Origin of the sequence: Solidesulfovibrio carbinoliphilus subsp. oakridgensis (assembly GCF_000177215.2) — a bacterium.
In the GTDB taxonomy this organism is placed as follows: Bacteria; Desulfobacterota; Desulfovibrionia; order Desulfovibrionales; family Desulfovibrionaceae; genus Solidesulfovibrio; species Solidesulfovibrio carbinoliphilus.
The window spans coordinates 1,875,485-1,897,958 of sequence record NZ_CM001368.1; the positions used below are offsets into that span (position 1 = coordinate 1,875,485).

General features: G+C 69.9%; 19 protein-coding genes. 12 read left to right on the plus strand and 7 right to left on the minus strand.

The genetic code is table 11. From position 1 onward, the window contains the following. The first annotated feature begins 2 nt into the window (after positions 1-2). The 6 genes from DFW101_RS08120 (at position 3) to DFW101_RS08145 (ending at position 5,987) form a co-directional block, all read left to right on the plus strand. The gene (locus tag DFW101_RS08120; protein WP_009181024.1) at positions 3-902 is read left to right on the plus strand and encodes a respiratory chain complex I subunit 1 family protein; all 900 of its coding nucleotides are present in this window, start codon (positions 3-5) and stop codon (positions 900-902) included. Positions 903-905: 3 nt separating this feature from the next. Beyond that, positions 906-1,556 carry a hydrogenase-4 component E gene (locus DFW101_RS08125; RefSeq protein WP_009109225.1) on the plus strand — a complete coding sequence of 217 codons (651 nt, stop codon included), beginning with the start codon at positions 906-908 and terminating at the stop codon, positions 1,554-1,556. 5 nt (positions 1,557-1,561) lie between these two features. Then, the gene (locus DFW101_RS08130; protein WP_009181025.1) at positions 1,562-3,037 is read left to right on the plus strand and encodes a proton-conducting transporter transmembrane domain-containing protein; all 1,476 of its coding nucleotides are present in this window, start codon (positions 1,562-1,564) and stop codon (positions 3,035-3,037) included. A 3-nt stretch (positions 3,038-3,040) separates the two neighbouring features. Next, positions 3,041-4,525, plus strand: coding sequence for a hydrogenase large subunit (locus DFW101_RS08135; RefSeq protein WP_009181026.1), 1,485 nt, complete (start codon positions 3,041-3,043; stop codon positions 4,523-4,525). Positions 4,526-4,535: 10 nt separating this feature from the next. Next, positions 4,536-5,297, plus strand: coding sequence for an NADH-quinone oxidoreductase subunit B family protein (locus tag DFW101_RS08140; RefSeq protein ID WP_009181027.1), 762 nt, complete (start codon positions 4,536-4,538; stop codon positions 5,295-5,297). Between the two features lie 138 nt (positions 5,298-5,435). After that, positions 5,436-5,987, plus strand: coding sequence for a hypothetical protein (locus DFW101_RS08145; RefSeq protein ID WP_009181028.1), 552 nt, complete (start codon positions 5,436-5,438; stop codon positions 5,985-5,987). A gap of 177 nt (positions 5,988-6,164) precedes the next feature. Here the strand turns inward: DFW101_RS08145 and DFW101_RS08150 are convergent, their stop codons facing one another. Further along, a complete protein-coding gene (locus DFW101_RS08150; protein WP_009181029.1) occupies positions 6,165-7,286 on the minus strand; it encodes an aminotransferase class V-fold PLP-dependent enzyme in 1,122 nt (373 codons plus the stop codon). A gap of 155 nt (positions 7,287-7,441) precedes the next feature. Then, entirely contained in the window at positions 7,442-9,472 is a 2,031-nt protein-coding gene (locus tag DFW101_RS08155) for a methyl-accepting chemotaxis protein (RefSeq protein ID WP_009181030.1), read from the minus strand. Between the two features lie 205 nt (positions 9,473-9,677). Between DFW101_RS08155 and DFW101_RS08160 the strand changes: the two genes are divergently transcribed. After that, complete coding sequence (locus DFW101_RS08160; RefSeq protein WP_009181031.1) at positions 9,678-12,221, plus strand: ABC transporter permease; 2,544 nt, start codon at positions 9,678-9,680, stop codon at positions 12,219-12,221. Between the two features lie 15 nt (positions 12,222-12,236). Here DFW101_RS08160 and DFW101_RS08165 read toward each other — a convergent pair whose 3' ends face one another. Both DFW101_RS08165 and DFW101_RS08170 read right to left on the minus strand, forming a co-directional pair. Next, positions 12,237-12,641, minus strand: coding sequence for a hypothetical protein (locus tag DFW101_RS08165; protein ID WP_009181032.1), 405 nt, complete (start codon positions 12,639-12,641; stop codon positions 12,237-12,239). After that, positions 12,634-13,197, minus strand: coding sequence for an RNA polymerase sigma factor (locus tag DFW101_RS08170; RefSeq protein ID WP_009181033.1), 564 nt, complete (start codon positions 13,195-13,197; stop codon positions 12,634-12,636). The genes DFW101_RS08165 and DFW101_RS08170 overlap by 8 nt, the downstream gene beginning before the upstream one ends. 225 nt (positions 13,198-13,422) lie before the next feature. Between DFW101_RS08170 and DFW101_RS08175 the strand changes: the two genes are divergently transcribed. Next, positions 13,423-13,977: a shikimate kinase gene (locus DFW101_RS08175; protein WP_009181034.1), complete on the plus strand. Its 555-nt coding sequence runs from the start codon at positions 13,423-13,425 to the stop codon at positions 13,975-13,977. A 224-nt stretch (positions 13,978-14,201) separates the two neighbouring features. On the opposite strand, the gene DFW101_RS08180 is transcribed toward DFW101_RS08175, so the two are convergent. Next, a complete protein-coding gene (locus DFW101_RS08180) occupies positions 14,202-15,536 on the minus strand; it encodes an ATP-dependent 6-phosphofructokinase (RefSeq protein ID WP_083838514.1) in 1,335 nt (444 codons plus the stop codon). A gap of 155 nt (positions 15,537-15,691) precedes the next feature. Continuing rightward, on the minus strand, positions 15,692-16,054 hold the full coding sequence (locus DFW101_RS08185; protein WP_009181036.1) for a DUF2917 domain-containing protein: 363 nt from the start codon (positions 16,052-16,054) through the stop codon (positions 15,692-15,694). 130 nt (positions 16,055-16,184) lie between these two features. Here DFW101_RS08185 and DFW101_RS08190 point away from each other — a divergent pair, with 130 nt between their 5' ends. The 4 genes from DFW101_RS08190 (at position 16,185) to DFW101_RS08205 (ending at position 20,720) form a co-directional block, all read left to right on the plus strand. Continuing rightward, entirely contained in the window at positions 16,185-17,654 is a 1,470-nt protein-coding gene (locus tag DFW101_RS08190) for an aminotransferase-like domain-containing protein (protein ID WP_009181037.1), read from the plus strand. Between the two features lie 173 nt (positions 17,655-17,827). Beyond that, on the plus strand, positions 17,828-18,175 hold the full coding sequence (locus DFW101_RS08195) for an STAS domain-containing protein (RefSeq protein ID WP_009181038.1): 348 nt from the start codon (positions 17,828-17,830) through the stop codon (positions 18,173-18,175). Between the two features lie 8 nt (positions 18,176-18,183). Next, complete coding sequence (locus DFW101_RS08200; protein WP_009181039.1) at positions 18,184-19,749, plus strand: SpoIIE family protein phosphatase; 1,566 nt, start codon at positions 18,184-18,186, stop codon at positions 19,747-19,749. A 74-nt stretch (positions 19,750-19,823) separates the two neighbouring features. After that, positions 19,824-20,720 (plus strand): SAM-dependent methyltransferase, encoded by an 897-nt coding sequence (locus DFW101_RS08205; protein ID WP_009181040.1) that lies wholly within the window; start codon positions 19,824-19,826, stop codon positions 20,718-20,720. 10 nt (positions 20,721-20,730) lie between these two features. Here the strand turns inward: DFW101_RS08205 and DFW101_RS08210 are convergent, their stop codons facing one another. Further along, complete coding sequence (locus tag DFW101_RS08210) at positions 20,731-22,458, minus strand: PAS domain-containing hybrid sensor histidine kinase/response regulator (protein ID WP_009181041.1); 1,728 nt, start codon at positions 22,456-22,458, stop codon at positions 20,731-20,733. Between the last annotated feature and the right edge of the window lie 16 nt (positions 22,459-22,474).

Genomic DNA, 22,474 nt, shown 5'->3' on the forward strand with positions numbered 1-22,474 from the left:
CCATGAACACGCTGCTCCACCTCCTTGTGGCCCTTGTCCTGGCCCCGCTCATTCCCGGCATCATCAACCGGGTCAAGGCCAAGGTTGGCGGCCGGGCCGGCAAGCCGCTCTTCCAGACCTATTTCGACCTGGCCAGGCTCGTCCGCAAGGGCGCGGTCATAAGCACCACCACGTCCTGGGTCTTTGCCGCCGGTCCGAGCCTGTCCCTGGCCGCCGTGGCCTGCGCCCTGCTCCTCCTGCCGGGTCCGGGCGCGGCCGCCCCTCTCTCCTTTGCCGGGGACTTCATGTTCATGGCCTACCTGCTCGGCCTGTCCCGGCTGGCCCTGCTCCTGGCCGCCCTGGACACCGGATCGAGCTTCGAGGGCATGGGCGCCAGCCGCGAGGCCGTTTTCTCCGCCCTGGCCGAACCGGTCCTGTTCCTCTGTTTTCTGAGCCTGGCCGCCGACACCTCGGGCCTGTCCCTGTCAGCCATGCTCGGCCCCGGCCCGGTCGGCCCCCTGGCTCCGGAGCGGCTTTTCGTGCCGGCCATCCTCTTTGTCCTCCTTTTGGCCGAAAATTCCCGCATCCCGGTGGACGACCCCAACACCCACCTGGAGCTGACCATGATCCACGAGGTCATGGTCCTTGACCACTCCGGGCCGGACATGGCCGCCATCGTCTATGGCGCCTCGCTCAAGCTGTGGCTGTTCTGCTCGCTGACCGCCCTCTCCATGACCCCGGTGGCAAGCCTGTCCCCGGTGGCCGCCTGGGGCGCCTGGCTGGTCCTGGTCTTTGTCGTGGCCGTGGCCGTAGGACTCGTGGAGTCGGGCATGGCCCGGCTGCGCATGGAGCGCGTGCCGCGCCTCCTCGGCGGGGCCGGGGCCCTGGTCGCCTTGTCCCTGGTCCTTACGGTGTGGAGGTAGCCGGTGGAACTCTTTCAGTCCGTCATGGTGGCCCTGGTCTGCGTCAACCTGGCCTACCTGGCCATCACGCGCCTTCGCACGCTCACCCGCCTGACCGCCGTCCAGGGGGCGCTCCTGGCCCTGGTGCCGCTCCTGTTCGCCGGCCCGGAAACCGGCGTCGGCCACGGCCATGCCCTGTTCCTGTCCCTGGCCGTCTTCGCCATCAAGGGCGTTGGGTTCCCGTGGCTCCTGGCCCGGACTCTCTCGCGCCTGGAAGTCAACCCCGTGGTCGAGCCCTACCTCGGCTTCAACCTGTCGCTGGTGGCCGGGGTGGCGGGCCTGCTGTTTTCCCTGTGGCTGGAAACCAGGCTGCCCTTTCCGCCGGGCCTTTTCCCGCCGCTCCTTTTCCCGGCAGCCCTGACCACGATTTTCACCGGCCTGACCCTGGTCATTGCCCGGCAAAAGGCGCTCACCCAGGTCATCGGTTATCTGGCCGCCGAAAACGGCATCTTTCTCCTCGGCACCCCGCTTTCCGGCCAGGGTTCGGTCTGGCTGGAACTGTCCGTGCTCCTCGACGTCTTCGTGGCCGTCTTCGTCATGGGCATCGCCCTCCACCACATCAGCAAGACCTTCGAGTCCATCGACGTCGGCCGGTTTTGCAGCCTTCGGGATTGACCACCATGCTTGAGGCCCTGCCGCTTGTTCCCCTCCTGGCCGCCCTGCTCGTCCTGGCCCTTCCGGCCGACGGGCCGCGCCGGGCCGTCTTGATCCTGACCGCCCTGACCCACGCCGCCCTGGTCGCGGCCACCTTCGTCTGGCCCCCGGCTCCGGCCTACGGCGGACTCCTGGAGCTCGACGCCCCGGGCCAGCTGTTCCTGGCCCTGGCCAGCGTCCTCTTTCTGGCCGCCTCGGTCTACGCCGCCGGGTATCTGCGCCACGAAGGGGCCGGTCCCAAGCGCGACTTCCAGGACGGCGCGGCCTTTGTGAACGCCCCGGAGCGCATCTTCACCATGTGCCTGTGCTTTTTCCTGGCCGCCATGACCGTGGTCTGCGCCACGCGCAACCTGTCGGTCCTCTGGGTCGGCATCGAGGCCACTACGCTTTCGAGCGCCCCGCTCATCTACTTCCACCGCCACCGCCGGTCGCTGGAGGCCACCTGGAAGTATCTGGTCATCTGCTCGGTCGGCATCGCCCTGGCGCTCCTTGGCAACATCCTTTTTTCCGTCGCCTTCTACGATCCGGCCAGTCCGCTGGCCTCCATGAACCTCTCCGGCATGCTCCCCCGGGCGGCTCTCGCCGCCAAGCCCTGGCTGCGGGCCGCCTTCATCTTCGTCCTGGTCGGCTACGGCTCGAAAATGGGCCTGGCTCCCATGCACAACTGGCTGCCCGACGCCCACAGCCAGTCGCCTTCCCTGGTCTCGGCCCTGCTCTCCGGCGCGCTTTTGAACTGCGCCTTCCTCGGCATCCTGCGGGCCAACCAGGTCCTTTGCGCCGCGGACATGGGCGCCTTTAGCGGGGAGCTCCTCATCCTGTTCGGGCTTATTTCCATGGCCACGGCCGCCGTGTTCGTGGTCGGCCAGGGCGACTACAAGCGGCTGCTGGCCTATTCGAGCGTGGAGCACATGGGCATCCTGGCCCTTGGCGTCGGCGTCGGCGGCGGCGCGGCCTTCGGGGCCATGCTCCACGCGGTCAACCACTCCCTGACCAAGGGCGCGCTCTTTCTCCTGTCCGGCAACATCCTGGCCGTGTACCACACCCGGTCCTGCCACGACGCCAGAGGCGTCGCCCAGGCCCTGCCCGTCACGGCCGCCCTGTGGATGGCCGGGTTCCTGGCCATCTGCGGCTCGCCGCCGTTCGGCATCTTCGTCAGCGAGCTGACGATCCTCAAAACCATGCTCACGACCGGGCACGTGGCCGCCGCCATCGGCTACCTCGTTTTATTGGCCGTCATCTTCGTCGGCATGTCCGTGCCGGTGGCCCGCATGGTCCAGGGGCCCCTGCCCCCGGCCACGGCCCGGCCCGGCCGCGAGGGCCTGCTCGCCGTGGCCCCCCCCCTGGCCCTTTTGGCCGCCACCCTGGCCCTTGGCCTCTATCTGCCCAGGGCCCTCACCGCATTTCTGCACCAGGCGGCCGCCGCCGTGGCCATGGGAGGCTAGGCCATGGAATTTTCCCACCACACCGGTCTGGCCCTGGCCGACGTGCCGGTCCTGGCCCTTGAGGATTTTCGCCGGCTGCTCCTGTCCCGCGTGGCCGACGGCTGGCGCGTGCTGGCCCTTTTCGGGCTGCCGGCCGGGGGTGGCGCGGCCGGTCTGGCCGCCGTCTGCGGCCGCGACCACGACGGCCGGCTGGCCTTTTGCCGCACCGCCCCGCTCGACCGCTACCCCTCGCTCACCCCGGACTGCCCCCAGTGCCACTGGTTCGAGCGGGAACTCTACGAGCAGTGGGGCATCCTGCCGGACGGCCACCCCTGGCTCAAACCCATCCGCTTCACCACGCCGCCCGGGGCCGGCCGGCCGCGCCCGGCCCCGGGCGTGACCGACTACTTCCAGGTCCGGGGCGAGGAGGTCCACGAGGTGGCCGTGGGACCGGTCCATGCCGGCATCATCGAGCCCGGCCACTTCCGGTTCCAGTGCTTCGGCGAGGAGGTCTTCCACCTGGAAATCAGCCTCGGGTTCCAGCACCGGGGCATCGAGGCCATGCTCGCCGGCGGCCCGGACCCGCGCACCGTGCACTTCATGGAAACCGCCGCCGGCGACACGTCCATCGGCCATTCCCTGGCCCACGCCGCGGTCATCGAGGCCCTCTCCGGCCGGACCGCGCCCCCGCGCGGCCGGGCCATCGGCCGGGCGGCCCTGGAACTCGAACGCCTGGCCAACCACACTGGCGACCTCGGGGCCCTGGCCGGGGACGTCGGCTTTTTGCCGACACTCTCCTACTGCGGCCGGATCCGGGGCGATTTTTTGAACATGACCGCCCTTTTGTGCGGCAACCGGTTCGGCCGGGGGCTGGTGCGGCCGGGCGGCACGGCCTTTGACGTGGACACCGGCCTCCTGCGGGTCCTCGCCGGCCGCCTGGAGGCCGCCCGACGGGCCGCTTTCGGGGCCGCCGAGCTTCTTTTCGCCTCCTCCACGGTCCTGGCCCGGTTCGAGGGCACGGGCAAACTCACCGCCGAAAAGGCCCTGGACCTGGGCCTGGTCGGGCCGCCGGCCCGGGCCTGCGGCCTGGCCCGCGACGCCAGGCGGACCTTTCCCCAGCCCGGGGCCGGGGCCAGGGACATCGCCCTCTCGCTCCACGATTTCGGCGACGTCTACGCCCGGGGACTGGTACGCCGCCTGGAAATGGAGGCCTCCCTCGACTTCCTGGACGGGCTCCTGGCCGACCTGCCGGACGGTCCGACCCGGGAGCTTTTGCCCGGGCGCCTGCCGCCCGGCCGCCTGGCCGTGGGTCTGATCGAAGGCTGGCGCGGGGAAATCCGCCACGTGGCCGTGACCGGCCCGGACGGGCGCTTTCTGGCCTACAAGATCATCGACCCGTCCTTTCACAACTGGTTCGGCCTGGCCCAGGCCCTGCGCGGCCAGCAGATTTCGGATTTTCCGCTGTGCAACAAGAGCTTCAACCTCTCGTACTGCGGCCACGACCTGTAGGGAAACGCCCATGCTCCATATTCTCGCCGAACGTCTGCGCCAGGGCCGGCGGACCGTCGCCTTCCCGAAAAACGTGCCCGACCTGCCGCCGCGCTTCCGGGGCCTGCCCGTGCTCTCGCCCGGACCCTGCGCCACGGACTGCGCCTCCTGCGCCGGCACCTGCCCGACCGGGGCCCTCGGCGCGGACGAGGCCGGCCTCTTCCTCGATCTCGGCAAGTGCATCTTCTGCGGCACCTGCGCCACGGCCTGCCCGGCCGGCCGGGTGGCCTTCAGCCAGGACCACCGGCTGGCCTCCGACACCCGCGAGGGCCTGGTCCTGCGCCCGGGCACCCGCCCCCACGTCTCACCGCTCGACCCGGCCCGCCGCCGGCTCTTCGCCCGGTCGCTCAAACTCCGGCAGGTCAGCGCCGGCGGTTGCAACGCCTGCGAGGCCGACCTCAACGTGCTGACCACCGTCGTCTTCGACCTCGGCCGCTTCGGCATCGATTTCGTGGCCTCGCCGCGCCACGCCGACGGCGTGGCCGTGACCGGCCCGGTGACCGTCAATATGCTGGCCGCCACCCGCGCCACCTTCGACGCCGTGCCCGACCCGCGCGTCGCCATCGCGGTCGGGGCCTGCGCCATCTCGGGCGGCGTCTTTGCCGGGAGCCCCGAGACCACGGGCGGAGCCACGCCGCACCTGCCGGTCGATCTCTTCATCCCCGGCTGTCCGCCCCATCCCCTGACCATCCTCGACGGCCTGCTGTCCCTGCTCGGCATCCCCACGCCCTGAAGCCCGGTCCGGCCGGCCAAATACCCGCTCGGACCGGGGTCTTTCTTGCGCCGGCCGGGCAAAATGTGCACAATGCCCCATCACGCGGCATCCGCCTCGCCGCTTCGTGTCCACCGGAACCACTGCCAAGGAGTCCCCATGCCCAAAGCCACGGATTTCACGCTCTTTAGCGGCGGCGCCCAGGGCGCCGAAGCCGAGTTCGGACGCCAGGCCGAGCTCCACGGCGTCCAGGAAATCAACTACACCTTCGAGGGCCACCGCATCGAGCGCACGCGCGGCATCCGCGTCCTGACCCAGGAGGAACTGGCCAAAAAGGACGTGAGCCTGACCTACGTCTCCAAACTCCTGTCGCGCAAATTCTCCAACGGCCCCCAGATCCGCATGGTCCTTCGCACCATCATGCACCAGATCGACGCGGGCCTGGAAATCTTCGTGGTCGGCACCATCCAGGACGACGGCACGGTCAAGGGCGGCACGGGCTGGGGCGCGGAGTTCGCCAAGATCTGCAACAAGCCGCTTTTCGTCTTCTGCCAGGAAAAAGCCGGCTGGTTCACCTGGGAAAACGACGCCTGGGCCCCCGCTTCCGGGCCGACCATCACCCACTCCCACTTCACGGGCACCGGCACCCGGTTCCTGGAAGACTCGGGCAAGGCGGCCATCGCCGCCCTGTACGAACGGTCGTTCGGGTAGAGGAGAGAAGAGAAAAGATGCCTCCGGCGGCCGGGGGGGATCATCCCCCCCGGACCCCCTGGAAGGGGAAACGACGAAGGGCGGTCCCATCATGGCGACCGCCCTTCGTCGTTTCCCGGGTCGGGTGGGTCCGGGAGGGGGTGACCCCCTCCCGGCCGCCGGAGGCATCTTCCCTTCCTAACGGCCGAATCCGTCGAGGACCGTGAAGAACCGGGCCGCGTCCGAGGCGTCGTTGTAGAAGTGCGGCGAGAGCCGGATGCGGCCGGCCCGAAGCGACGTGGCCACGTGGGCGGCGTTTAAGTGCGCGAAGAGCCCGGGCGCGTCCGGGTGCTCGAAGGCCAGGATGCCGGACCGTTCGGAAGGAGTAAGCGGCGAGGCCACCCGCAGGCCCCGGTCGGCCAGGCCGGCGGCCAGGATATCGGCCACGGCCCAGATCCGGTTCCGGACCTCCCCGGTCCCCACTTCCTCGAACAGCGACAAGGACGCCCCAAGGGCGCTGATGCCGGCGATGTCCTGGGTGCCGGACTCGAACCGGCCGGGCCCTTCCTTGGGGCGGTACGTCTCGCCGAGGTTCTCCTCGTCCCGCATGGACCGCCAGCCGGCCATGACCGGGCCCAAGGCCGCGTCGCCCGCGGCCGAGGCGTAGAAAAGCCCCAGGCCCATGGGGCCGAGCTGCCACTTGTGGCAGCCGGCGGCCAGGAAATCCGCGCCAAGGGCCGTGACGTCCGTGGGCAGTGCCCCGAAGCTCTGGATGGCGTCCAGGCAGAATAGGGCCCCGTGCTCCCGGCAAAGCGCGGCCAGCTCCCCGGCCGGCAGGGCCACGCCCGTGGTCCAGTCCACGGTCGAGGCCACAACCAGCCGGCAGCCGGGCACCAGCCGCCGGGCCGCGTCCAGATCCAGCCGGCCGCCCCACTTGGGCAGCTCCACCACCGTCACGCCGCGCCCGGCCAGGCTGTCGAAGGGAAAACGCAGGGTCGGAAAATCCGGCCAGGTGACCCCCACCCGGTCGCCCGGCCGCCAGTCGATCCCGGCCGCGACCAGCCCCAGGCCGTGGGAGGTGTTGCCGGTAAAGGCCAGCCGGTCCGGCGTGGTGCCAAGGAGCCGGGCGGCCCGGGCCCGGGCGTCGGCCACGGCCGCGAGCCATTTGAAGTAGTCGGCCGAAGCCCGCAGGCACCGGTCCTCGAAGACCGCCTGCCCGGCCAGACAGGCCCGGCGCGGCATGGGTGAGACAGCCGCATGGTTGAAAAAGGCCGGCCCGGCCGTCACCGGAAACTCCTCGCGTACGCGATCGCTGTCCATCATGCCTCCTTGCGCGGTCGGGGGCACACCGCCGCCGCGTCGGCTCCTGGATAAAGGGGAAGGCGGCCCGGGGCAACCGCCGGCCCGCCCTTCAAAAAAAACCGGGAAGCCATGGACCATGGCTTCCCGGCAGGGAGAAGGGGGGCTTGGCCGGGTTAGAACCGTTCGAAATCGTCGTCCTTGTCTTCCAGGTCGATGCCGACGCCGCCGGCCGGCGCCTTGGCCGGGGCCGGGCGGACGATCCGGGCGGCGGGCCGGCGGGCGCCTGCGGCCGGCAGGGCCTTGACCAGCCGGGTCTGGCGCCGGACCGCGCCGTCCACCCGGAAAAAGGCCATGGTGCTCTGGAGCTGTTCGGCCTGGCTGGAGAGTTCCTCGGAGGTGGAGGCCATTTCCTCGGAAGCCGAGGCGTTTTGCTGCACCACCTGGTCGAGCTGCTGGATGGCCCGGTTGATCTGGTCGGCTCCGGAGTTCTGCTCCTGGCTCGCGGCCGCGATTTCCTGGACCAGATCGGCCGTGCGCTGGATGTCGGGCACCATCTTGGTCAGCATGGTGCCGGCCCGCTCGGCCACCCGGACGCTGGAGGAGGACAGTTCCGAGATCTCGGCCGCGGCCGAGCCGCTGCGCTCGGCCAGCTTCCTGACCTCGGCCGCGACCACGGCGAAGCCCTTGCCGTGCTCCCCGGCCCGGGCCGCCTCGATGGCGGCGTTTAAGGCCAAGAGGTTGGTCTGGCGGGCGATTTCCTCGATGATGGAGATCTTTTCCGCGATGTTTTTCATGGCGGAGACGGCCGAAACCACGGCCTCGCCGCCCTCGCGGGCGTCCTGGGCGGCCTTGACGGCAATGGACTGGGTCTGCTGGGCGTTTTCGGCGTTCTGCTTGATGTTCGAGCTCATCTCCTCCATGGACGAGGAGATCTCCTCCACGCTGGCCGCCTGTTCGGTGGCGCCCTGCGACATGCTCTGGGCCGAGGCGGACAGCTCTTCCGAGCCCGAAGCCACGTTCTCCGAGGCCGACTGGACCTCGGCCACCACCTCGCGCAGCTTGCCGACCATTTCGTTGAGCGACCCGGCCAGCACGCCTATTTCGTCTTTCTGGTCGATGTCGAGCAGGCGGGTGAAATCGCCCTCGGCCATGGCCTTGGCAAAGGTCACGCCCTTGATGACCGGGCCGGTGATGGCCTTGGTCAGCAGGAAGGCGATGACGATGCCGATCAAAAGCGCCACGGCCAGGCCGCCGATCATGACCGAGGAGGCCGCGGACAGGCTGGCGACCGCGTTGTTGGCAATGTTCTGGGTGGCGTCCAGGGCCGCCTTGGCCGTTTCCTCGGCCGCGTCCTGCACGGCGTTGGCCGATTCGATCCGCTTGGCGTTCAAGTCCTGGATGGCCCGGAAGTTGTCCAGGAAATCGAGCAGGGCCTGGCGGTATTTCTGGGAGGCGTCCTTGATGCCGGCCAGTTGGCGCAGGTTGGCCTCGCCCTTGGTCTTGGCCCGCAGCGTGTCCACGGCCTGGTCCAGGGCGGTGAATCCCTTGATGGCCTCCTCGACCTGGCGCGGATCGCGGAAGAGCTGGCCCCGGTAGTTGCCGATCCGGATGGCCGTGCCCGCGTTGAGGATGACGCCGACGTCCTCGACCTTGTCGGCCCGGTCCTTGAGCGCCTCGGTGGGCGCCCCCTTGGCGATATCCTCTTCGAGCTGCTTGTTCTGGTTTTCCTGATAGGCGCTGCAGTTCTTGACGAACTCTCCGGCGGCCACGTCCAGGGTCCGCCGCACGCCGCCGATGGCTTCCATGCGGGCGGCGGTCTCGATGACGAGCTTTTCGTATTCCGTGGTCTTGGCCTGGGCCTTGGCCACATCCTCGCGCAGCTTCACGAGTCCCGGGTACTTGTCCGAATGGGCCTTGGCCTCGGCCAGGGCCTTTTTGAGGTCGCCCAGGTTGCGCATGCCGGCTTCGTATTGTTTCTTGTCTTCGGAATAGCCGTAGCTGCGCATTTCCATCATGGTCTGCAAGGCGGCCCGCTCGATGCTGTTGGCAATGGCCATTTCAGGAACGAATTCCATGGCCAGCCGGGTGGACTGCACTTCCACGCCGTGCATGTTGACGACCGCCATGCCGCCGAGCGCGCAGGCGATAAGGATCAACAGACCGAAACCGATGCTGATCTTGACACCAAGTTTCAAATTTTTCACAGACGGCCCCCCCTCGAGCGTCGCTGTTCCAGGCCGTCTCCCCCGGGGAGCGCGGCCTTTGCGGGCATGCTGGCATGCAACGTCACTTTCCCTACAAGTGGCTTATTTCCATCTGTCTTGCAATGTAAAGATAGCGGTTTCCCAATGCCCGGTGGACCGCCCCGGCCTTTTCCCGTAGAAGCGCAACCATCGGAGGTGCGGGGACATGCAATTTTTTCGCGAAATGGCCCTGGCCGCCCGGCTGGCCCGGCGGGAACTGCGGGCCGGCATCCGGGGCTTCGGCGTTTTCCTGGCCTGCCTGGCCCTCGGCGTGGCGGCCGTGGCCGGGGTCAAAAGCCTGTCCGCCTCCTACGGCGCCGGCCTGGCCGAGGACGCGGCCGCGCTCCTCGGCGGCGACCTGGAGGCCACCCTGCCCCAGCGGCCGGCCTCGCCCGAGGAACTGGCCGCCCTCGCGGCCCTGGGCCAGACCTCCCACCTGGTCTCCATGCAGGTCATGGTCCGGGCCGAGGCCGGGCCGGCCAAACGGACCCTGGCCACGCTTCGGGCCGTGGACGACGCCTATCCCCTCTACGGGACCGTGGCCCTGTCGCCGCCCCAACCCCTGGCTGCGGCCCTGGCCGTCAAGGACGGCCTGCCCGGGGCCGTGGCCGCGCCGGAACTTCTCTCCCGCCTCGCCGTCCCGGTCGGCGGCACCATCCGCGTGGCCGACGGCGTCTTTACCGTGCGCGCGGTCCTCTCCCGCGACCCGGACGCCTCCTCGAGCCTTGCGACCCTCGGCCCGCGCCTGATCGTCTCGGACCGGGGACTGGCCGCCACGGGCCTCCTCGAACCGGGAAGCCTGACCCGCCACGCCTACCGCGTGAAGCTTCCGCCAGGGGCCGACGCCCCGGCCCTGGCCCAGCGGCTTCGCGCCGCCTTTCCCACCTCCGGCTGGCGGGTGCGCGACGCGTCCGGGGCCCAGCCCGGGCTGTCGCGGTTCATCGACCGGCTGGTGGCGGTCACCGGGCTCGTGGGGCTGGCCTCGCTGCTCCTTGGCGGCATCGGCGTGTCCCAGGCCGTTTCCGCCTACCTCTCAGGCCGCACGGAATCCATCGCCGCGCTCAAGTGCCTGGGGGCGCCGCGTCGGGTGGTGACAGCCACCTATTTCCTGGTCGTCGCGACCCTGGCCGCCGGGGGCATCGTCCTTGGGCTGGCCGTCGGCGCGGCCGTGCCGGCCCTGGTCGGGCCGCTCCTCGGCGGGATTTTGCCCGTGCGCCTGCTGCCCGGCCCCTATCCCGGCGCGTTGGCCCTGGCCGCCGCCTGCGGCGTGCTGACCACCCTGGCCTTTGCCCTGCCCCATCTGGCCCGGGCCGGCCGGGTGGCCCCGCTGGTCCTTTTCCGCGGCTACGCCGCCCCGGAGCAAATCCGGCTGGGCATTGCCGCCCGACTGCCCGGTCTCGCCGCCCTAGCCGGCCTGCTGGCCCTGGCCGTGGCCGCGACGCCCAACCGCCAGCTCGGCCTGGGTTTTGTCGGGGTGGCCCTGGCGGCAACGGGCGTCTTCTGGATTTTCGCCAAGCTGGCCGTGTTCCTGGCCCGGCTGCCGGCCAGGCGTCCGGGGCGCCTGGGGCTGGCCCTTCGGGCACTCACCCGGCCGGACAACCAGGTGGCAAGGGTCCTGGCCGCCCTGGGGCTCGGCCTCCTGACGCTTTGCGCCATGGCCCTGGTCGAGGCCAATTTCCGTTCGGCCTTTACCGAGGACATTCCGCAAACGGCCCCGGACTTTTTTTTCGTGGACATCCAGCCGGACCAGCTCGATCCCTTTCTGCAAACGGCCGGGAGCGTCCCCGGCGTGACCCGGGTCGAGACCGCGCCCATGGCCCGGGGCCGCATCGCCCGGTTGAACGGGCTGGCCCCGGAGGACGTGGAGGTCGGCGAGGAGGCCAGATGGGCGGTCCAGGGCGACCGGGGCCTGACCTATGCCGCGAGGATGCCCGAGGGCACGCGGGTGGTGGCCGGGGCCTGGTGGCCGGCCGACTATGCCGGCCCGCCCTTGGTGTCCGTGGACGAGGGCATTGCCAAGGGCCTGGGGCTCGGGCTTGGCGACACCGTGACCGTAAACGTCCTTGGCCGGGAGATCACGGCCACGGTATCGAGCCTTCGCCGCATCAACTGGCTGACCCTTGGCATCAACTACGTCTTCGTCTTCTCGCCCGGTTCCCTGGACGGCCTGCCGCTCACCTGGCTGGCCACGGCCTACACGGACAAGAATGCCGGGGGCGATCCCGGCGAGGCGGTCTTTGCCGCCGTGACCGACCGCTTCCCCAACATCACGGCCATCGGCATCGGCGACGCCCTGACCGACGTCCTGGCCGTGGCCGACAAGGTGTCGGCCGCCGTGTCCGTGGCCGCCGGGGCCACGCTCGTGGTCGGGATGCTGGTGCTTATCCAGACCATGGCGGCCGGACTGCGCCGAAAGGCCTACGAAACCGTCATCTACAAGGTCTGCGGCGCGTCACGACGGGATGTCATGGCCGTGCTGCTCCTGGAGAACGCCCTGCTCGGCGTCCTGGCCGGCCTCATGGCCCTGGTCCTCGGCACGGCCGTGGCCTCGGCCTTTGTGGTCTATTTCATGGAACTGCCGTTCCGCTTTTTCCCGGGTCCGGCCGTGGCCACAGTGGGCGCGGCCGCCGCCCTGACCCTGACGCTCGGCCTGGCCGGAGTCCTTCGCATGCTGTCGCGAAAGGCCTGGCCGTACCTGCGAAACGAGTAGCGCCGGGAACCCGGCTCAGTCGTCCGCGCCGGCCGGACGCGCGGGCATTTCCGCCCGCCGCTTCTGCTCCAGACGGTCGTAGACCGCAAGCTGGCGCGGCGACAGGACGGGACGGACCTTTTGGTCGAAGGCCTGGAAAATGATCTCCATCTCCGGCCGCAGGCGGGCGAAGACCAGGTCGGCCTTGGCCATGGCCTCGTCCCGGGCCGCCTGGAAAACCTGCCGCTGCTCGGCGCTGAGATCGAGCAGGCGCATCTCCTCCGCGTCGATCCGGTCCCGGATCGCCAGGATGCCGCCGCCGTCCCTGGCCCGCGACTCGTTTATGGCCCGGTGCGAGGCCCCGGCCCAGCCAAGCCCCAGGCCCAGGGCGAACGCCCCGGCCACCACCAGCCGCCGTGACACACGGCCCGTTTCAGACATGGTCCTTCTCCAGAAACGCCTTGAGTTTTTTCCTGGCCCGGAAAGCCCGGACCTTGACATTGACCCGGGTGAGTCCGGTCAAGGCCGCCACTTCCTCCACGCTTTTCTCCTCAAGCCCGAGCATGACCATGAGCGTCCGGTCCGCCGGCCGCAGCACGGTCATGGCCGCCTCCAGCCGCCGCTTCGCCTCCCGGGCCTCCTGTCGGTCCCGGTCGCGCTCGTCCGGGAGATCCTCCTCCAGCCCGGCCACCACCCCGGCCTCGGCCTTTTGCCGCCGCAGCCAGTCGATGCAGGTGTTGGCCGCGATGCGGTGGAGCCAGCCCCGGAAGACCGCGCCGTTTCGCAATGCCCCGAGGTTCAGGTAGGCCTTGACGAACACCTCCTGGACCAGGTCCTCCTGGCCGGCCGGGTCCTCGCAGAACCGGGAAACCAGGTGCGCCACGCCGACCCGGTGCCGGGCGACCAGGGCGGCGAAGGCCCGCTGGTCGCCGGCCGCCGCGGCCGTGGCCAGCACGACATCGTCCCGGTGGTCGCCAAGGGTCAGCACGCGTCCCATGACCCGCCCGCCACCCCGGTCCCCGACAGCACTTGCATTGCCGAATCCTCGCCGTCACCCATGGGCCGCACCCCTCCCCGGCCCCGGCATCACACCGCGCCGCCTTTTCAGGCGGCCCGGACAGGGGTTCGGTTACACGCCCGGCTCGACAACCTGCCGGACGGACGGTATCTCCCGGACGCGGCAGCCGCCGGACGGCCGCCAGCCCGACTCCCGGAGCACGCCATGCCATCCGCCCCCGTCTCCCCCGTCCCGGACGACGACGTGAATATTTACCTGATCGGCCCCCGCGCCTCGGGCAAGACCACGCTCGGCGCGCGCCTGGCCGAGCGCCTCGGCCGGCCCTTCGTCGATCTGGATGCCCTTTTCGTGGAAAGAAACGGCGAGACCATCGCCGACCTGGTCGCCCGCGAGGGCTGGGACGCCTTCCGCCGGGCCGAAGCCGCCATCCTGGCCGAGACCGCCACGCGCCGGGGGCTGGTGGTGGCCACGGGCGGCGGCGCGGTGCTCCTGCCGGAAAACCGCGCCCTCCTGGCCAAAGGACGGGTCTTCTACCTCCAGGCCGATCCCGACCGGCTGGCCGAGCGCCTCTTGGCCGACATGAACGAGGAGCAGCGGCCAAAGCTCACGGAGATGGGGTTTCGCGAAGAAATCAAGGCCACGCTCGCCGAACGCGAACCCGTCTACCTGGCCCTGGCCAATGCCTGCCTGCCCGAACGCGGCCCGGACGAACTGCTGGAATTCGCCCTGCGCGCCCTGGCCATGTGGCGCAAGGAATAGAGAAGAAGGGAAGAGAAGATGCGGGGGGAAACGCTTTTGAAAAGCGTTTCCCCCCGCGCCCCCCTTCGAAACGACAAGGGGCATAGACGTGTCGCGGAGAGAGGGTCGGAACGCGCGTCCACGGCCCCCCTTTCGGGGGGTCTGGGGGGAGTGACTCCCCCCGGCGGGTCCAGGGCGGCGCCCTGGCGGGGTCCGGAGCAGAGCCCCGGCTCTTGGCTCTTCCCCTACCGTTGGCAGAAGACGGCGGGATCGGCGGTGAAGGGCGTGACCGCGTGCTGGCCTGTGGATTCGAGGACCGCCCGCCAGTAGTCGGAGGTGATATTGAGCTTTTTTCGCCGCATGGTCACGAGATCCAGCGGCAGGTGGACGTAGCGGCCGTAGAGCTTGGAGACCACCATGCCGGTCTTGCCGGCCATGGCCGCGTGCACGGCGTGCTGGCCGAGAAAGCCGCAGTAGACCCGATCGTTGGCGTTGGCCGGCACGGACCGGATGATGTAGCTCGGGTCGATGAATTTGAGCGTCATGGGCGTGCCGCGCTCCCGGAAGTGGCCCTCGATGGCCCCGGACAGAAAGTCCGCGATGTCGCCAAGGACCGGGTTGCCCGAGGCGTCCCTGGCCCCGGTGTCGGGGAGCAGATCCTGGCCCGCGCCCTCGGCGGCCACGATGACCGCGTGGCCGCGGGCGGCCAGCCGCTTTTCGAGCGACGGCAAAAGCCCATGCTCCCCGGTCAGGTCGAAGGGGTATTCCGGAACCAGGACGTAGTTGACCTCTTTGAGGGCCAGGGTGGCCTGGGCCGCGATGAACCCGGATTCCCGGCCCATGACCTTGACCAGCCCCACGCCGTTCAGGACCCCGATGGCCTCGGTGTGGGCGCAACGGATGGCCTCGGTGGCCTTTTCCACGGCCGTGTCGAAGCCGAACGACTGGGTGACCAGGTTGATGTCGTTATCGATCGTCTTGGGCACGCCGATGATGCTGATCTTGGAGCCCCGCCTCGCGATCTCCTCCTGGATGCGCCGGGCGGCCTTCATGGTGCCGTCCCCGCCGATGACGAAAAGCATGGCGATATTGAGGCGTTCCAGGGCGTCGGCGATGTCCTCGGGCTTTTGCGGCCCCCGGCTGGAGCCGAGCATGGTGCCGCCGAACTGGTGGATGTCGGATACCGACTCGGGGGTCAGTTCCACCGGCGCGTGGCCGTAGGATTCGATGAAGCCTTGCAAGCCGAAGCGGATGCCGAGCACCCCGGCCACCCGGTAGTTGTGGTGGCACTCCATGACAATGGCCCGGATGACGTCGTTTAGGCCCGGGCACAGGCCGCCGCAGGTGACGATGGCCGCCTTGACCTTGGACGAGTCGTAATAGATGCGGCTTCGCGGCCCGGCCAGCTCGAAATCGGCGAAACAGGCCCCCTCGCCGGAACCGAATTCGCTGGCGTCGAGTTCGAGCCGGACCCGGGCGTCGTCGTCGAACCGGCAATACGGCAGGGGCGAGGGGATCTTGGCCGGCCCGAGCGCGGGGATGCCGGTATCGATGGGGGCTTTTTCGCAACGGTCTTCCATCATGGCGGACTCCTTGACTGCCCTGCCGATACCAGCTTCCGCCGGCCCGGGCAACACGGGGCCGCGTCGGCCCGGTGTCCGTCCGCCGCCGGCCCTCCTCTTGCGTCCCGCAACCACTTTTCAGCCCTCGGCCCACCATTGCCGGCAACGCGGCCCTAGTCCCACCGCACCCTGACCTCGGACGCCTCGCCGCGCCCGGAGATGACCACCTTGCCGGCCTGGCCAAGCGTCAGGCTCTGGCCCGGCGTCAGCACCCGGTCCCGGCCGTCGCCGGTGGCCGTCACCCAGATCGCGCCCCGGTCGCAGCGCACCCGGCAGTAGCGCACGCCGGTCAGGGCCAGGTACTTGCCGTGGCCGAGCCGGAAGGTCAGGCTTCTTGCCGGCGAAAAGATCCGGCTGCCGGCCTCGGCCGCCACCCGCAACAGCCGGCTGTCGCGCCACCGCGCGATCCACGCGTCCACGATCCCGACCCTGGCCGCCTCAAACGCCCTGTCTTCCCTGCTCCGCTGTGCAAACATGGCCTGCTCCCGGTTTTTTGGCCGCCGGCCCCTCCGGCGACGTGCTTCCCTTGAACCACAAGGCCTGTTACCATGACAGACACAGTTTAGAGAAAAAACAGGCATAACAGATATCCCCCGAGGAGACGCCATGCCCCTGCCCCAGACCGACGAAGGCGTGTTCCGCTACGTGCGCGTCGAAAAGCATGTCCTTGGCCTGATCGAAGCCGGAGATCTCCGGCCGGGCGAACGCATCCCGTCGCTGCGGGCCCTCGGCAACCGGCTCGGGGTCAGTGTGTCCACGGTCAGCCAGGCCTATGTGGCCCTGGAGCGGCGCGGGGTGGTGGAAGCCCGGCCCAAGTCCGGATTTTTCGTGCGGACCCGGCCGGCGCGCACCCCGGCACCCAAAACGCCCGTCCTGCCGGCCAAGCCGCCGACGGCCGTCAACCGGGGGGCCCTTATCCGCGAGGTCCTGGACGCCATGGGCCGGCGCGACATCGTGCCCCTCGGCGTGGCCCGCACGGACGAGGCCTTCCTGCCGACCCGGCAGCTGGTCCGGCTGCTCGGCAAGGTGGCCGCCGACGGGGAAGGCGTCATCTCCTACGAGGGGGTCTGCGGCAACATGGCCCTTCGCCGCCAGATCGCCGGCCATCTGGCCGAGGCCGGCATCGAGGCCCGGCCGGACGACATCATGGTCACCTCCGGGGCCATGGAGGCCCTCTACATCGCCCTGCGCTCGGTCACCCGGCCGGGCGACAACGTGGCCATCGCCGCCCCGTCCTACTACTGCTTCCTGCAGCTGCTCGAAAATTTCGGCCTGCGGGCCGTGGAGCTGCCTTCCCACCCCGACGGCGGCGTGCGTCCGGCCGACCTGGCCGGGGCCCTGGACCGCTTCGACGTCAAGGCCGTCATCCTGACGCCCAATTTCAACAACCCCGACGGCTCGCGCATCCCCGACCCGGCCAAGGCCGAGATGGCGGCGATCCTGGCCGGCCGGGGCGTGCCGGCCATCGAGGACGACGTCTACGGCGACCTCTATTTCGACGGCCCCCGGCCCCGGTGCCTGGCCTCCTACGACACCTCGGGGCATGTCCTGCACTGTTCGTCGTTTTCCAAGACCCTGGCCCCGGGCTTCCGGATCGGCTACCTGCTCCCCGGCCGGTTCGCGGCCAAGGCCTTCGAGATCAAGGCCACCACCAACGTCTGTTGCGCCACCCCCACCCAGATGGCCGTGGCCGCCTACCTGGCCCAGGGATCCTTCGAGCGCCACCTGCGAAAGACCCGGGCCGTGCTCGAACGCCAAGCCCGCATGACCGAGGCCCGCATCCTCGAACACTTTCCGCCCGGCACCCGGGTGACCCACCCCTCCGGCGGCACGGTCGTGTGGGTCCAGATGCCCGAAGGGGTCGATTCCATAACGCTTTTCTACGAGGCCAAGGCCCTGGGCATAAGCGTCGCCCCGGGCAACATCTTTTCGAGCTGCGACGCGTTCGACAACTTCCTGCGCCTAAGCTACGGCAACGCCTGGACCCCGGCCGTGGAGGAGGCCCTGGCCACCCTCGGCCGGCTGGCCGGGGAACTGGCCGACGGTGGGCGAGGGAGCGGCGGCCGGGCCCGGTGACCGGACGGCCGTTGCCTTGGGCCGATGATTGCCATAGTTACCAGGGGGACGGCCGTCTCCCGGCAACGGTCCGGGGATTTCCCCGCCCGGAACGTTGGTTTTTCGCGGCAAGCCTGCTAGCCTGTCCCCCGACGGACGCAGTGGGCTCCGGGCCGTCAAAAGGGAGTTTTCCCATGGAACGCCTTGCGCACACGAACACGGAGGAAGCCCTGGTCATCGGGCTGTCCGGCGAGATCATCATGGACGTGGTGATCGAACTGAAGGCGGAGATCGCGCCGTTGATCCAAAATGCCTCCCGGAAGGCGGTGGTCCTCGACCTGTCCGGGGTGGCCTTCCTGGACAGTTCGGGGGTGGGACTGTTCATCGGCCTTCGCCGGCTGTGCGAGGACGAGGGCAAGGCCTTCTCCATCGCCAATCCCTCCCCGCCCATCCGCAAGCTTTTCGACATGCTGCGCCTGACGGACTATTTCGCCGTATCGGCGACGCCTGTCACCTCCCCCGGCGCCACCCCCTCCGCCTGACCCGTCCCATGCGGATTTGCATCGTCGACGACTCGGAGAGTTTCCGCATCTACCTCGAAAGCCTGCTGCGCCAGGCCGGCCATGACGACGTCGTGTCCCACGCCTCGGCCGAGGCGTTCCTGGCCGCCCTCGGCCGCAGGGACGCCCGCCTGCCCGATCTGGTCCTCATGGACTGCATCATGCCCGGCCAGGGCGGCCTCGGCGGCACCCGGAGGATGAAGGCCGACCCGGCCCTGGCCGATATCCCGGTCATCATGATCACGGTCAGCGACGACGACGAAAACCTGGCCGCGGCCTTCGCCGCCGGGGCCATGGACTTCATCCGAAAGCCCCCCAGGCGTCCGGAACTCCTCTCCCGGGTGGACTCGGCCCTGCGCCTCAAGCAGGCCATCGACGAGCGAAAGGCCCGGGAGCGGGAGCTCAAGGCCGAAAAGGACGGCATTGCCGCCATCCTCGAATACTCCCACGACGGCATTGCCGTCCTCGGCCACGACGGACGCTTCACCTTCGTCTCCCCGGGCATGGAGCGGATCTTCGGGCTGCCGGCCGACACCTACACCACGGCCGACCGGTGGATCGACACCGTCTTTCCCGACGCGGCCGCCCAACACGACCTGGCCGACATCGTGGCCTCGCGCCCGGCGCCGGGCCACGTCTGGCAGCGGCTCTACCCCTTTGCCGACAAAAACGGCCAGCGCCGGACCTGCCAGATCCACTTTTCCACCATGCCCGTCGGGGACCTCATCCTCAATATCGAGGACGTGACCTTATTTGCCAAACAGAAGGAAGACCTGGAGAAAAAGCACAGCCGCCACCAGAAGGACCTGGAGGCCGCGGCCGAGATCCAGCAGAGCCTGCTGCCCCGGCGCTTCTCCATGACCGATTCCCTGAAGTTCGCCTGGGAGTTTTGGCCCTGCGAATCCATCGGCGGCGACATCTTCAACGTCTTTCCGCTCGGGCCCCGGCACGTGGGCCTTTACATGCTGGACGTCTCCGGCCACGGCGTGGCCTCGTCCCTGGTGGCCCTTTCGGTCTACAACTTCATGCACTACCAGCGTTCGACCCTGATCGACCGCTCCGAAGGCCGCATCGACGTGGTGCCGCCGGAGGTCGTGCTGGAGAAGCTCGACGAGGAATTTCCGTTCCAGAAGTTCTCCAAATTTTTTACCATGTTCTACATGGCCCTGGACCTCGCCACCGGCCAGGCCCGCTACTGCAACGCCGGCCATCCGCCGCCCTGGCGCGTCACCCCGGCCGGGGACATCCTGGCCCTGCCGGTCCGGGGCACCATCGTCGGGCTCGGCGGCTTCCAGCCGTACCGGGTCGGGGAGGTGACGCTCGCTCCCGGCGACAAGCTGATCCTGGTCAGCGACGGCCTGGCCGACACCCTGGGGCCGGGCGGCCTCTTTTACGGCGAGGAGCGCACGCTCGCCATCCTCCGCGACAAGGCGGGGAGCCCCGTCGGCGAAGTGCTGGCCGCCATGCGGACCGAGGCCGCAGCCTTTTGCGGCCACACCCCGCCCCGGGACGACGTGAGCCTTCTGGGCGTGGAATTCATGCGCCAAAAGGCCTGATCCGGCCGCCGTGCCAAGCGGCGGGGCCGCCCCTGGCCCGGCTTTTCCCCAACCGTCTACCCCACCACACCACCATGACCTTTACCGTTTACCATGCCGCGCCGGGCCTTTTGTCCGAACTGGTCGCCGAACTGGGCCCGGCCGTCACCGCCGTGCGCGATCCCCTGGTCGTGGCCGAAGGCCCGGCCCGGCCCGCCGCCTTTGCCGCCAACGTCTGGACCGAACCCGCATACATTCCCATGGAGTCCATCGGCGACGCGGCCAAAAAGCTCAAGGCCATCCAGCGCAACTGGGCCGTGGTCCCGGCCGGACACTTCCGCCGGGCCGCCCTGGTCCAGGAAAAGCTGCCCAAGGTCACGGCCCGGCCGCTCGTTTTCGGCCAGCCGCTGCCGACCGCGCCGCTTGGGGCCTTCACGCTCTGGGAGGAAAACCTGCTCCTGGCCTCCCCCGCGACCACGGAACCCGTGCCCGGCGGGGAACACCGCTTCGCCGAGGACAAGGTCGGGCCGCCGAGCCGGGCCTACCTCAAGCTGTGGGAGCTATTCACGCGGCTGGGGACCCACCCCGGCCCGGGGGACCTGTGCCTGGACATGGGCGGAAGCCCGGGGGGCTGGGCGTTCGTGCTGGCGAGCCTCGGGGCCCGGGTCTTTTGCATCGACAAGGCCGGGCTGGCGGACAACGTGGACAAGAATCCGCTGGTGTCCTTTTGCCCGGGCAGCGCCTTCGGCCTCGATCCCCGGCACGCCGGGGCCGTGGACTGGCTTTTTTCCGACGTCATCTGCTACCCGGACCGGCTCTATGACTGGCTCGGCCGGTGGCTCGAACTCGGGGAGTGCCGCCGCTTCGTGCTGACGGTCAAGCTGCAGGGCCAGACCGACCCGGCCCTTCTCGACCGGTTCCGGGCCATTCCCGGCAGCCGGCTCCTGCACCTCTCCCACAACAAGCACGAGCTGACCTTCGTGCGCCTCTGAGGACGCGGCCCTATGCCTCGCGGGCCGGCAGCCGGGCCAGGGCCCGGGCCAACTCGTCCTCGTCCAGGGGCTTGGCCAGCCAGTGGTCCATGCCGGCGGCGGCGAAGGCCGCCCGGTCGCCGGAAAGAGGCAGCGCGGTCATGGCGATGACGGGAATGCGTCCCACCGGCTCGGGCAGGGCCCGGATGCGCCGGGTGGCGGTCAGCCCGTCCATGCCGTCCATGCAGATGTCCATGAGCACGGCGTCGAAGGGCTGGCGCCGGAGCAGCTCCAGGGCCTCGTGGCCGTTGGCCGCGCTCATGGCGGCGTGGCCAAGCGTCAGGAGCAGGTGGGTGGTGGCGACCACGCACAGGGGCTCGTCCTCGACCACCAGCACCCGCAGACGGTTCCCCGCCGGCGCCGCCAGGTGGAGCGGCAGGGGCGTCTCCCGGGCCGGGCCGGCCGGCGCCCTGCCCGCGGCCGGGGCCAGGGGAAGGTCGCAGGTCACGGTGGTGCCCCGGCCAAGCCGGCTCTCCAGACGCACGCTTCCGCCCATGAGCGCGGTCAGCCGCTTGACCAGGGCCAGCCCCAGCCCGGTGCCCGAACGCCGGCGGGTGAAAGACCCGTCCACCTGGGTGAAGGGCTCGAAAATCCTGGCCGCGTGTTCGGGCGCGATGCCGATGCCGGTATCGGAGACCGCGATGCGCAGCCACCGCCCCTCCCCCTCCTTCCCGGCCGGGACGATGGCCGTGACGGCCACGGCCCCGCGCTCCGTGAACTTGACGGCGTTCGAGACCAGACACGACACCACCTGCCGCACCCGGGTGGCGTCGCCACGGACCGCGGCCGCCACGTCCTCCCCGGCCGCCAGCGAAAGTCCGATGCCCGCAGCCCGGGCCTGGTCGGAGAACGCCTCGATGATGCCCCGCAGGACGGTCAGCGGACTGTAGGTGACCGGACGCGGCCCGATGTCGCCCCGGGTGGCCCGGGAAAAATCCAGGATGCCGTTTATGATGCCAAGGAGCCCCCGGCCGGCGGCCAGGGCCGTGGCCGCGTAATCGGCCTGCTCCGGATCGAGGGCCGTGGACTCCAGGAGCTGGAGCATGCCGAGCACGCCGTTTAAGGGCGTTCGGACCTCGTGGCTCATGTTGGCCAGGAATTCCGATTTGGCCAGGTCGGCCCGTTCGGCCGCCTCCTTGGCCGCGACCAGGGCCGTGACCATCTCCCGGGCCTCGCCGTCGTCCTCGAAAAGAACCAGGTAGCGCCCCGCCTCCGCGCCGGCGAGCGGGCTCATCCGGACATCGGCCGGAAACCAGTCGCCGTCAACCCCGCGAAAAAGCCATTCGAGGGACGCGCCGTCCGCGGGAACGTCCGGCCCTGGCGCATCGGGAGCGTCCGGGTCGGACGGGTGGGCCGGGTCCGGCAGGAGGCTTCCCCCCCGGGTGCGCGGGGCGGCGATGTCGCCAAGGACCAGGCCGGCAGGCAGGTCGGCGGCCAGGCCGAGCAGGGACCGGGTGCGGGGATTGGCTTCGAGCACGCGGCCGTCCCGGTCGCAGACCAGGAGGCAGACCGGGCCGAACGCCGCCAGGAGCCGGCAGCGCCGCTGGCTGGCGGCCAGTTCGGCCCGGGCCGTTGCCAAGGCCGGGGCCAGTCCCCCGTCGGCCCGGACGGCGGTGTCGGCGGCGACGGTGTCCGGGCCGCCATCACCGGGCCGCTGCGGGTTCCGATTTCCCCTGGTCGCGTCGCACTGGTCGGGCATCGCCTGTCCTGTCGCC